General features: G+C 63.8%; 8 protein-coding genes. 7 read left to right on the top strand and 1 reads right to left on the bottom strand.

Going from position 1 to position 11781, the window contains the following annotated elements; genetic code table 11:
- Nucleotides 1-48 precede the first annotated feature (48 nt).
- Complete coding sequence (gene hydA / locus PVZ80_RS22105; protein ID WP_273864547.1) at nucleotides 49-1488, bottom strand: dihydropyrimidinase; 1440 nt, start codon at nucleotides 1486-1488, stop codon at nucleotides 49-51.
- Nucleotides 1489-2111: 623 nt separating this feature from the next.
- Between hydA and PVZ80_RS22100 the strand changes: the two genes are divergently transcribed.
- From PVZ80_RS22100 to PVZ80_RS22070, 7 genes are all read left to right on the top strand, one after another.
- Nucleotides 2112-3599, top strand: coding sequence for an NCS1 family nucleobase:cation symporter-1 (locus PVZ80_RS22100; protein ID WP_009048421.1), 1488 nt, complete (start codon nucleotides 2112-2114; stop codon nucleotides 3597-3599).
- Nucleotides 3600-3816: 217 nt separating this feature from the next.
- Nucleotides 3817-5100 carry a Zn-dependent hydrolase gene (locus tag PVZ80_RS22095; protein ID WP_273864546.1) on the top strand — a complete coding sequence of 428 codons (1284 nt, stop codon included), beginning with the start codon at nucleotides 3817-3819 and terminating at the stop codon, nucleotides 5098-5100.
- A gap of 421 nt (nucleotides 5101-5521) precedes the next feature.
- The gene (locus PVZ80_RS22090; RefSeq protein ID WP_101282218.1) at nucleotides 5522-6490 is read left to right on the top strand and encodes an aliphatic sulfonate ABC transporter substrate-binding protein; all 969 of its coding nucleotides are present in this window, start codon (nucleotides 5522-5524) and stop codon (nucleotides 6488-6490) included.
- A gap of 126 nt (nucleotides 6491-6616) precedes the next feature.
- Nucleotides 6617-8686 (top strand): ATP-binding cassette domain-containing protein, encoded by a 2070-nt coding sequence (locus PVZ80_RS22085; protein WP_273864545.1) that lies wholly within the window; start codon nucleotides 6617-6619, stop codon nucleotides 8684-8686.
- Nucleotides 8683-9738 (top strand): ABC transporter substrate-binding protein, encoded by a 1056-nt coding sequence (locus tag PVZ80_RS22080; protein ID WP_016702779.1) that lies wholly within the window; start codon nucleotides 8683-8685, stop codon nucleotides 9736-9738. Before PVZ80_RS22085 ends, PVZ80_RS22080 begins: the two co-directional genes overlap by 4 nt.
- Before the next feature lie 17 nt (nucleotides 9739-9755).
- Entirely contained in the window at nucleotides 9756-10205 is a 450-nt protein-coding gene (msrA, locus tag PVZ80_RS22075) for a peptide-methionine (S)-S-oxide reductase MsrA (protein WP_273864544.1), read from the top strand.
- Between the two features lie 263 nt (nucleotides 10206-10468).
- Entirely contained in the window at nucleotides 10469-11770 is a 1302-nt protein-coding gene (locus tag PVZ80_RS22070) for an IS4 family transposase (protein ID WP_080710636.1), read from the top strand.
- The last annotated feature ends 11 nt before the right edge of the window (nucleotides 11771-11781 follow it).

Below are 11781 nucleotides of genomic sequence, written 5' to 3'. Positions count from 1 at the left end.
CCCCTGTAGGAGCGAGCTTGCTCGCGATAGGGGGCAAGGCCCCCGATCTCAGCGTTTGACGGCCGTCGGCCTGTGCGCCTCGGCGCGTTTGCTCAGCAGGTCGAACACTGCCGGGTAGGCCGGGCGCTCGATATAACGGCCCGCGCCGCGCTCGGCGCGCAGGTCGCCGTCGGCCCAGACCAGCTTGCCCTGGCTGATGGTGTGGCTGGGCACGCCGCGAACGGTCTTGCCTTCGAAGATGTTGAAGTCCACCTGCTGGTGGTGGGTCGCGGCGGAAATGGTGCGGCTGCCTTGCGGATCCCAGAGCACCAGGTCGGCATCGGCGCCGACGCGGATCGCGCCCTTGCGTGGGTAGAGATTGAAGATCTTCGCCGCATTGGTGGAGGTCAACGCGACGAAGTCCTGCATCGACAGGCGCCCGCTGTTCACCCCTTCGTCCCAGAGCACGGCCATGCGGTCTTCGATGCCGGCGGTGCCGTTGGGGATCTTGCTGAAATCGTCGCGGCCGGCGGCTTTCTGCTCGGCGCAGAAGCAGCAGTGGTCGGTGGCGGTGGTGTGCAGGTTGCCCGATTGCAGGCCGTGCCAGAGCGCGTCCTGATGGCCGCGAGGGCGGAAGGGCGGGCTCATCACATAGCCGGCGGCGGTCTGCCAGTCCGGGTGGCGGTACACGCTGTCGTCCAGCAGCAGGTGCCCGGCCAGCACTTCGCCGTACACCGGCTGGCCCTTGCCGCGGGCGTAGGTGATTTCGTCCAGCGCCTCTTTGGTCGAGACGTGCACCAGGTACAGCGGCGTGCCGAGGGTTTCGGCAATGCGGATCGCCCGGCTGGCGGCTTCGCCTTCGACCTGGGAAGGGCGCGACAGCGGGTGGGCTTCCGGCCCGGTGATGCCCTGGGCCAGCAGCTTGCGTTGCAGGTGGTAGACCAGCTCGCCGTTCTCCGCGTGCACCGTTGGCACGGCGCCGAGTTCCAGGCAGCGCTCGAAGCTCGCCACCAGGGTGTCGTCGGCGGCCATGATCGCGTTCTTGTAGGCCATGAAATGCTTGAAGCTGTTGACCCCGTGCTGGCTCACCAGCTCGGCCATTTCCTCGCGCACCTGCTCGCTCCACCAGGTGATGGCGACGTGGAAGCCGTAGTCCGATGCCGACTTCTCGGCCCAGCTGCGCCACTGGTGAAAGGCCTCCAGCAGGGACTGCTGCGGATTGGGAATCACGAAGTCGATGATCGAGGTGGTGCCGCCCGCCAGGCCCGCCGCGGTGCCGCTGAAGAAGTCTTCGCTGGCCACGGTGCCCATGAAGGGCAATTGCATATGGGTGTGAGGATCGATGCCGCCGGGCATCAGGTATTGGCCACTGCCATCGAGCACTTCGCAGCCTGCAGGACTGTCCAGATTCTGGCCGATGGCCTTGATCACGCCGTCGGCGCACAACACATCGGCTTTATAACTTTCATCATGGGTAATAACGGTGGCGCCACGGATCAACAGAGACATTCCGAGTTCCTCGCAGGCATGACCGGCTTATGCCGGTTCTAGTGTTCTTGTAATAAGCAGGCTGCGGAATTTTTATTCCTGTCAGCGGTGTCAGGAATAAAAACTAGCTGGTGTTCGATCAATCGGCAAGATTATTTTTTATAAGCATATATCGATATTAAGTGATTGAAATATAAGGTTTTAATTCGTAAATCCGCAAAATGGTGCAGCCTTTCACCATTTTGACGCACTTGACAGGATCGAAATATGAGCAAGATTTCCTATGTGAAATCAGCCGCTTGAAGGAGGCCTGTGGCCCATACGAAAGTTTGAAAAAAGTTTGCGTGCACCAGATTGAGTCCTGACCCGATGGACAACTTGCCTGGCATTCGGCCTGAGTGAACCGGCATGTTATCCAGGACAGGAAGTTATTCAGAATAAAACTGAAGAAACATCAGTTGTTTACATGGATTTTACCGACTGTGGAGCACCGTCGATGGACCAGCCGGCACGCTTATTGAGTGCCGCCGTCGACAGGATGGCCGGTCGGTAAAAGTCGTCAGTTCTCCGGCCATCGCCGGGCTGGCAGCACGTCTGCCGGCCCGCCCGATGAGCAAAAATAATCAGAAAAAAGTGGAGCGGCCATGCAACAGAACAGATCTCAAGTGACCGAGCGTGCCGGGCTGTACGAGCTGGACGCCGGCAGCGACGTGCTCGACAGCCCCCGTTACAACCACGATATCGCGCCGACCAAGGTCCACGAGCGCACCTGGAACAAATGGCACATCACCGCGCTGTGGGTCGGCATGTCGATCTGCGTGCCGACCTACACCCTGGGCGGCGTGCTCACCGCCTATTTCGGCCTGACCGTGGGCGAGGCGCTGCTGGCGATCCTGCTGGCCAATATCGTGGTACTGGTCCCCCTGACCCTCAACGCCTTCGCCGGCACCAAGTACGGCATCCCGTTCCCGGTGCTGCTGCGTGCGTCCTTCGGCGTCCTCGGTTCCAACGTGCCGTGCCTGATCCGCGCCCTGGTGGCCTGCGGCTGGTTCGGCATCCAGACCATGTTTGGCGGCCTGGCGATCCACCTGTTCCTCGGCTCGATCTTCGAGGGCTGGAAGGCCCTGGGCGGCACCGGCGAGGTGATCGGCTTCATGATCTTCTGGACCCTCAACCTGTGGGTGGTGCTGCGTGGCGCCGAGTCGATCAAGTGGCTGGAAACCCTGTCGGCGCCGCTGCTGGTATTGGTGGGCGCGGGGCTGCTGGTGTGGGCGTTGCCCAATGTGTCGCTGAGCGAACTGCTGGCGCAGCCGCCCAAGCGTCCGGAAGGGGCGAGCGTCTACAGCTACTTCTTCGCCGGGCTCACGGCGATGGTCGGTTTCTGGGCCACCCTGTCGCTGAATATCCCGGACTTCAGCCGCTACGCGAAAAGCCAGAAGGACCAGATCCTCGGGCAGATTTTCGGCCTGCCGCTGACCATGTTCCTGTTCGCCGCCCTGGGGGTGGTGATGACCGCCGCCTCGGTGAAACTGGTGGGCGTCACCGTCTCCGACCCGGTGAGCCTGATCGGCCATATCCAGAGCCCCGGCTGGGTGGCCCTGGCCATGGCGCTGATCATCATCGCCACGCTCTCGACCAACACCGCAGCGAATATCGTCTCGCCGACCAACGACTTCCAGAACATCGCGCCCAAGCTGATCGGCCGTACCAAGGCGGTGATCCTCACCGGGCTCGTCGGCCTGGCGCTGATGGCCCACGAACTGCTGAAAAAGCTCGGCCTGCTGGTCTCGGATGTGAGCCTGGAAACTGTGTATTCCAACTGGCTGCTGGGCTATTCCAGTCTGCTGGGGCCCATCGCCGGGATCATGGTGGTGGACTATTTCATCATCCGCAGACAGCAGTTGGACCTGGCCGGGCTGTACCGCGATGACGTGTACCCGGCGTGGAATTGGTACGGCTTTATCGCCTTCGGCGTGCCGGTGGCGCTGACCCTGCTGTCCCTGGGCAGCGATGCGTTCAGCTGGTTCTACAGCTACGGCTGGTTCACCGGCTCGGCGCTGGGCGGGATCATTTACTACGGACTGTGCAGCCTGGGCAGCCCGCGAACCGCGACCGCCAAGACGCCGGTGTGATGGACGGGCCCTGTAGGAGCGAGCTTGCTCGCGATTGGCCAGCAGACATAACGCGATCCAACAGGCAGACAAGGTTGTTTGCATGTTTATCGCGAGCAAGCTCGCTCCTACAAGGGGCCGTGTCGCTTTTTTGCGCGATGCGATCCACCAGACACCACAGCACCCAAGACGAGCCCGACCTCGTCAACGACAACCAGAAAAGCCTGAGGAGATCACCATGAACGCTGCCGTCGACGTTCTGCAATCCAGCCACCGGCACATCAACCGCGACCGCCTGTGGCAGTCACTCATGGAGCTGGCGAGGCTCGGGGCCACGGTCAAGGGCGGGGTCTGTCGCCTGGCCCTGACCGACCTCGACCGCCAGGCCCGCGACCTGTTTGTCCAATGGTGCGAGGCCGCGGGGTGCACGGTCACCGTGGATGGCATCGGCAATATCTTCGCCCGCCGCGCCGGGCGTAACCCGCAGCTGCCGCCGGTGATGACCGGCAGCCATATCGACACCCAGCCCACCGGCGGCAAGTTCGATGGCTGCTTCGGCGTGCTGGCCGGGCTCGAAGTGCTGCGCACCCTCAACGACCTCGGGGTGGAAACCGAGGCGCCGCTGGAAGTGGTGGTGTGGACCAACGAAGAAGGCTCGCGCTTCCCGCCGTGCATGATGGGCTCCGGGGTGTTTGCCGAGAAATTCACCCTCGAAGAAACCCTGGCCAAGACCGATGCCGAGGGTGTGAGCGTCGGCGATGCGCTGAACGCCATCGGCTATGCCGGCAGCCGCCAGGTCAGCGGGCACAAGGTGGGGGCCTACTTCGAAGCCCATATCGAGCAGGGGCCGATCCTCGAGGACGAGAAGAAAACCATCGGCGTGGTACTCGGCGCCCTCGGCCAGAAATGGTTCGACCTGAAGTTGCGCGGCGTCGAGGCCCACGCCGGCCCGACCCCGATGCACCTGCGCAAGGACGCCCTGGTCGGCGCGGCGGCGGTGGTGGCCGCGGTCAACCGCGCCGCCCTCGGCCATCAACCCCATGCCTGCGGCACCGTGGGCTGCCTGCAGGCCTATCCCGGTTCGCGCAACGTGATCCCGGGCGAGGTGCGCATGACCCTGGACTTCCGGCACCTGGAACCGGCGCGCCTGGACTCGATGATCGCCGAGGTGCGCCAGGTGATCGACAGCACCTGCGAAGAGCATGGCCTGACCTTCGAGATGCAACCGACCGCGGACTTTCCGCCGCTGTATTTCGACACGATCTGCGTCGACGCGGTGCGCGAGGCGGCGCAGGGGTTGGGCCTGAGCCATATGGACATCGTCAGTGGCGCCGGGCACGACGCGATTTTCGTCGCCGAACTGGGCCCGGCGGGGATGATCTTCGTGCCCTGCGAAGGCGGCATCAGCCACAACGAAATCGAAAACGCCGACCCCGACGACCTCGCCGCCGGCTGCGCGGTGTTGCTGCGGGCGATGCTGGCGGCGTCCCAGGCCGTGGCCAAAGGACAACACGTCGCTTGACGACCATCGTCCACCTGTAGGAGCGAGCTTGCTCGCGATAAACCAGAGGGCACCGCATTTCTCCAGGAAGCGGCGCGTTATCGTTGACGGTCATCGCGAGCAAGCTCGCTCCTACAGGTTTGCGGTGGTCGTGAGAACACCACTTCTGTAGCCGCTGCCGCAGGCTGCGATCGCCCGGAACGGGCGCGGCGATCTCAAGGCCGATTGAGGTTCGTCGGGATATCGGGAACCAAGGCCCTGCGGGCCTTATCGCAGCCTCGCGGGCTCGGCAGCGGCTACAGGGTGATGTTGTGATCGGCCATCGCATGCAGCTTGGGATCGTCCGCCCGAACCTAAGCTAATTCCTAAAAAGTATTTATATCTTAATTCTTAGATCGATTAGCTTTTAGCGACTTTCCTGTCTTCCAGAAGGTCCGCCCCCATGCGCCTGCCCTTTGCTTTGCGTCGTAGCTTGTCGATCACCGCCCTGGCCGGTCTGGCGCTGGGCATGGCCCTCGATGCCCAGGCCGATACCGACCTGCGTATCGGCTACCAGAAATCCTCGACCCTGCTGGCGGTGCTCAAGGCCCAGGGCACCCTGGAAAAACAACTGGCGGGGCAGGGCGTGAAGATCTCCTGGCATGAATTCACCAGCGGCCTGCCCCTGGCGGAATCGCTGAACGTGGGCAACGTCGATATCAGCGCCGATGTCGCCGACACCGTGCCGGTGTTCGCCCAGGCCGCCGGAGCCAAGCTGACCTACTTCGCCACGGAAACCCCGTCGCCCGCCGCCCAGTCCATCGTCATTCCCAAGGACTCCACCCTCAAATCCCTGGCCGACCTCAAGGGCAAGCGCGTCGCCGTGACCAAGGCCGCCGGCAGCCATTACCTGCTGATTGCCGCGCTGCGCGAGGCTGGCCTGAGTTTCGCCGACATCCAGCCGGTGTACCTGACCCCGGCCGATGGCCGCGCCGCCCTGGAAACCGCCAAGGTCGATGCCTGGGTCACCTGGGAACCCTTCGTCGCCAGCGCCGAACGCCAGCAGGGCGCGCGGGTGCTGCACGACGGCCAGGGCCTGGCCAGTTACCGGCGTTATTACCTGGCCTCCAACGATTACGCCAAGGCCCACCCCGAGGTGCTGCAGCAGGTGTTCGCCGAGTTGCAGAAGACCGGCACCTGGGTCAAGGCGCACCCGACGGAGGCGGCAAAACTGCTGGGTCCGCTGTGGGGCAACCTGGACGTGAGCACGGTGGAGCTGGCCAACAGTCGCCGCACCTACAAGGTGGAAGCGGTGCAGCCGGACGCCCTGGGCGAGCAACAGAAAATCGCCGACGCCTTCTACCAGGAAAAACTCTTGCCCAAGCCGGTGGATGCCCGCGCGGTGCAGCTGTGGAGCCCCACGCATCTGTAACTGAGCCTTGGCTCGCCTTCTTCGGCGAGCCCATTCCCCTGGGGTAGCCGGCTGGCCGGCCCCACCCATTTTCCCTTTGTCATCACCGCCGGTTACGCCGCTGCGCGCCCGGCGTCAGGAGTTCCCGTGTCCGCCGTTCACCCTCAAGTGGCCTTTGCCGTCCCAGCCTCGTCCGCCCCGCAACCGGCCAGCGCCGAGGTGGTGCTGGAGCTGCGCAACCTGACCAAGCACTACGGCCGCGGCTCGTCCGTGCCGCCGGCGGTGGAGCAGGTCAGCCTCAGCGTGCGCCGTGGCGAAGTGCTGTGCCTGATGGGCACCTCCGGCAGCGGCAAATCCACCTTGCTGCGGCACATCAACCGGCTGATCGAACCCAGCAGCGGCGAGGTGCTGATCGACGGCGCGGCCATCAGCCAGCTCTCGGCCAAGGACCTGCGCACCCTGCGTTCGCGGCGCATCGGCATGGTCTTCCAGCACTTCGGCCTGCTGCCCCATCGCAGCGTGCGCGACAACGTCGCCTTGCCCCTGGAACTGCGTGGCGAACCCGAGGCGCTGTGCCAGGCCGCCGCCGATGTGCAGCTGCGGGCCATGGGCCTGGACGGTTGGGGCGATCACTATCCCCATGAGCTGTCCGGCGGCATGCAGCAGCGGGTCGGCCTGGCCCGGGCGCTGGTCAGCGAGCCGGACATCCTGCTGATGGACGAACCCTTCAGCGCCCTCGACCCGACCATCCGCCGCGACCTGCAAAGCCACTTCCTGCGCCTGGTGCGCGAGCGCGGCATCACCACCTTGCTGGTGACCCATGACCCGGCCGAGGCCCTGCGCCTGGCCGACCGCATCGCGGTGCTGCGCCAGGGCCATCTGATCCAGCTCGGCAGCCCCGGCGAGTTGCTGGAGCACCCGGCAGACGCTGAGGTGGCGGACTTCTTCCAGGAGCACGGCGCGCGCAGCGACACGGTTGCCGCGGCGCCTGTGGCTTCGAGTAAAACAGCACCCGCTCCGGCGCCCGTAGCCCCGGGGTTTTCCTTCTGGCAGGCGCTGTTGCTGGGGCCGGCGGCCTTGGCCGCCAGCGGGCATGGCGCCTTGTATTGGCTGGGCTTCGCCCTGGAATTGGCGGCGGCCAGTGCAGTGGGGCAGTGGTTGACCAGCGCCAGTCTCGGTTGGGCTGGGTTGGCGATTCTTGGCTTGCTGCTCAGCCGCCTGCTCAGCGTGACCCTGGCTCGCCGTCCGAGCAGCCAGGGCCGTTCCGATTGGCGCCTGCCGTGGCTGGTGCTGCTGTTGTGCCAGGGCCTGGTGCTGTGGCGGGTGGCGGCCGTGGATGCCAGCGGTCCCTGGCTGCAATTTCCTGCCGACCGCCAGGCGCTGCTGAGCACCGCGGCCGCCATCGATCAATTGATCAGCTGGTCCCAGGTCACCTTCGAAAGCACCTTCGTCGGCGTCATCGTCGCGGTGCGCACGGTGATCGAGAGCATCGAAAGCCTGCTGGGCTGGCTGCCCTGGCCCGTGCCGGCGCTGGCCCTGGTGTTGCTGGCCTGGCGCTCGGCCGGCGCGGCCCTGGCCCTGACCAGCGCGGCGGCCTTGCTCTATATCGGCCTGTTCGGCTTCTGGGAGCGGACCATCGCCACCCTGGCCCTGGTGGGTTCCTCGGTGCTGCTGTCGCTGCTGATCGGTGTGCCCGCCGGCATCCTCCTGGCCAAGCGCGCCCTGGCGCGGCGTCTGATCACGCCCTTGCTGGACGTGATGCAGACCCTGCCGACCTTCGTGTACCTGATCCCGGCGGTGGCGTTTTTCTCGGTGGGCAAGACCCCGGCGGTGATCGCCACGCTGATCTTCGCCCTGGCGCCGATGATCCGCCTCACCGCCCTGGGGATCCAGGAAGTGCCCAGGACCGCCGTCGAAGCGGCCCTGGCCCACGGCGCCACGCCGTGGCAGATCCTGACCAAGGTCGAGCTGCCCCTGGCCGCCGGCTCGCTGCTGCTGGGGATCAACCAGACCCTGGTGATGAGCCTGTCGATGGTGGTGGTCGCGGCGCTGATCGGCGCCGGCGGCCTGGGCTACGACGTGATGACCGCGCTGCGCAATATCAAGGGCGGCGAGGGCATGTTGGCCGGCGCCGCGATCGTGTTCTGCGCGCTGATTCCCGACCGCATCATTCAAGCGACCCTGCGCCAGCGGGATCGCGCTTTCCATCAGTCATGAGGTGTCTCTTGAACAAGTCGTTTTCCCGTACCCTGGGCGCCGCCGCGCTGCTGTTGGGGTTGTCCCTGCCCGTGCTGGCCAAGGACAAAATCGTCATCGGCGAACAGAACTGGACCGGCGCCATCGCCATCCAGAACATCCTCGGCGAGGTGATCAAAAGCCGCCTCGACGGCGACGTGTCTTATCTCGCCGGTGACATACCGGTGCTGTTCGCCGCCGCGGCCAAGGGCGACGGTTCGGTGGATGTGCTGACCGATATCTGGCTGCCTAATCAATCCGCCGCCTGGGCCAAGTACGTCACTGGCGGCACCCGCTCCCTGGTACCGAACAAGCAGCCCTACCTCGGGGTCCAGGGCTTCTATATCCCCGGTTACCTGCAAGACAAATACGGCGTGAAGTCGGTCTACGACCTGCAGAAACCCGAAGTGGCGAAACTCTTCGAACCCCTGGGCGGCGGCAAGGCGCAATTGCTGGTGGGCCCGGCGGGCTGGGAGTCGACCTATATCGGCCAGATCAAGGCCAAGGATTTCGGCTTTGCCGACCAATTCGAGTCGGTGTCCACCGAAGCCTCGGTGACCTACGCCAAGCTCGCCGCGGCCTACAAGGCCCAGCGCGGCGTGGTGTTCTACGCCTACACCCCGGACTGGATCTTCTCCGCCTTCGACCTGCGCCGCCTGGACGAGCCGGCGTTCGACGGCTACGCCCAGGACAACAAGAAGGGCGACCCGCTGTACAAGGCCGACGGCTGCTGGAAATTCGTCAGCCCGACGGTGGACGCCGACTGGCTGAACAAGAGCAAGATCACCTGCGCCTACCCGGACGCCCGGGTCTATGTCCTGGCCTCCAGCGCCTTGCAGAAACGCGCGCCACGGATCGCCGCCTTCCTGGAAAACTTCAGCATCGACCCGCAGGTGTTGAATGACCTGATCCTCAGGATCGAGAAGGAACAACAACCTGCGGCGCAAGCGGCCAAGGCTTGGGTCCAGGCCAACCCGGCGATTGTCGATCAATGGCTGGGCGCCAGCGGCGAGAAAGTCGGAGCGGTGCAGTGAGCGAGGAGTATCGGAACATGAGCGGGATCAAGCAGGCGACCTTCGGCGCGGGCTGTTTCTGGGGCGCGGAAGCTGCGTTCCGGGTGCTGTCGGGGGTGGTGGATACGCGGGTGGGCTATGCGGTGGAGGCGGGCGATGAGTCGTTGCGGATCGAGGTGGTGCAGGTGGATTTCGATCCTCGGGTATTGGCTTATCCGCGCCTGATCGAGCACTTCTGGGGGCTGCATGATCCGACTTCGGTGGATCGGCAGGGCGAACATGGTGGGGTGAAATATCGTTCGGCGATCTTCCACACCGACGCCCTACAGGCTGAACAGGCACGGCAGGCCAAGACGGCCCTGCAAGACTCCGGCCGTCTCAACAAACCTGTGGCCACGGTGGTGGTGCCGCTGGGGCGGTTTGAACTGGCGGACGAAGCGCACCAGCGCTACCTGGAAAAGAATGGCTTGAGCAGTTGCCATATCTGAGGCGTTGGCCGCAGGTGGTTTTGCTCTCGCTGCAGGTCGGCTTCTGTAGGAGCGAGGCTTGCCCGCGATAGCGTCGGCTCTGGCACTGCACTTTTTGGACGGTGTACATATCCATTCCTGCGGTCACGGCGGCTTAGGGTTCCGCCCTTACGGCCATCCCTTTCAAGGTCTTGGGTAAAATCCGCTGAAATTCAGTCAGGAAGACCCGAACGATGTGGGCCGATGTACTAGCGCGATTCGAGAAAAAAGCACCTGCCAGCGTGATGGCCAAACTTGCCTTGGAGCAAGCCATTGCGCCGGAGTGGGTCGATCAGGTTTTCGAAGAACACCGGCAACGGCAGTACTCCCGCGAATTGCTGTTCTCAACCATCGTTAAGCTCATGTCCCTTGTTTCATTGGGCTTGAAGCCGTCATTACATGCCGCGGCCAAGCAACTGGAGGATCTTCCGGTTAGCCTGGCGGCCCTTTACGACAAGGTCAGCCGTACCGAACCGGCTCTGTTGCGCGCCTTGGTCACAGGTTGCGCGCAGCGCCTGACTCCGACGATCAAGGAGTTGGGGGGCTCAGCCATGCTGCCCGATTGGCAGGTTCGGGTGGTAGACGGCAGCCACCTGGCGTCCACCGAAAAGCGCCTTGGAGCACTACGGCACGAGCGCGGAGCGGCTCGTCCCGGATTCTCGGTCGTGGTCTACGATCCCGACCTGGATCAGGTCATTGACCTGCAACCCTGCGAAGACGCCTACGCAAGCGAGCGAGTCTGCGTGTTGCCGCTACTGTCCGATGCCAAGACGAACCAGGTTTGGATCGCTGATCGGCTCTACTGCACGCTTCCTGTAATGGAGGCCTGTGAACAAGTGAAAACGTCATTTGTCATTCGCCAGCAGGCCAAGCACCCGCGCCTGATTCAAGAGGGCGAGTGGCAAGCATCTTTGCCTGTTGCAACAGGTACGGTGCGTGAACAAAGCATTGAGGTAAGAGGGGGGCATCAGTGGCGACGCATCGAGTTGACGCTCCATTCACCAAACGACTCAGGTGACCGCAGTTTGATGTTCTGGAGCAACCTGCCCGAGAGCATCAGCGCACCGCAGATCGCGGACTTCTATCGCCGTCGTTGGAGTATTGAAGGGATGTTCCAGCGACTGGAAGCCATTCTGGAAAGTGAAATTGAATCTCTCGGCAGTCCACGAGCTGCCTTGCTTGGATTCACCACTGCCGTGCTGGCGTACAACGTACTGGCCTTGCTCAAGCGCAGCGTCGAACACGCTCATCGAGAGACTCAGCCTGAGGGCTGGGAGGCTTCGATCTATCACTTGGCGATCCAGGTCAGAGCTGGATATGAGGGCATGCAGATCGCTCTGCCCGTCGAATATCTACCGATCGTCTCAATGGAAAAACTGGCCCAGCGCTTGTTGGAATTAGCCAAGAACATTCAACCCAAGCAAGTCGCCAAAAGCCAACGAGGCCCCAAGGTACCCAAGCCCAGGACATGGGTTCAAGGGACGGCGGTACATGCCCACGTTTCAACAGACAGGGTCATCAAGGCTGCCAAAACGAAAAGACCTTGAAAGGGATGGCC

The organism is Pseudomonas sp. B3G-3, from assembly GCF_028640915.1.
In the GTDB taxonomy this organism is placed as follows: Bacteria; Pseudomonadota; Gammaproteobacteria; order Pseudomonadales; family Pseudomonadaceae; genus Aquipseudomonas; species Aquipseudomonas chlororaphis_I.
The sequence above is the reverse complement of the archived record's forward strand: the minus strand, read 5'-3'. Positions and strand labels throughout refer to the sequence as shown.

Coding starts and splice junctions, on each gene's coding strand:
- PVZ80_RS22080 (WP_016702779.1), top strand. CDS start 8,683: ATGAGGTGTCTCTTGAACAAGTCGTTTTCCCGTACCCTGGGCGCCGCC.
- PVZ80_RS22100 (WP_009048421.1), top strand. CDS start 2,112: ATGCAACAGAACAGATCTCAAGTGACCGAGCGTGCCGGGCTGTACGAG.
- PVZ80_RS22070 (WP_080710636.1), top strand. CDS start 10,469: ATGGCCAAACTTGCCTTGGAGCAAGCCATTGCGCCGGAGTGGGTCGAT.
- PVZ80_RS22090 (WP_101282218.1), top strand. CDS start 5,522: ATGCGCCTGCCCTTTGCTTTGCGTCGTAGCTTGTCGATCACCGCCCTG.
- PVZ80_RS22095 (WP_273864546.1), top strand. CDS start 3,817: ATGAACGCTGCCGTCGACGTTCTGCAATCCAGCCACCGGCACATCAAC.
- msrA (WP_273864544.1), top strand. CDS start 9,756: ATGAGCGGGATCAAGCAGGCGACCTTCGGCGCGGGCTGTTTCTGGGGC.
- hydA (WP_273864547.1), bottom strand. CDS start 1,488: ATGTCTCTGTTGATCCGTGGCGCCACCGTTATTACCCATGATGAAAGT.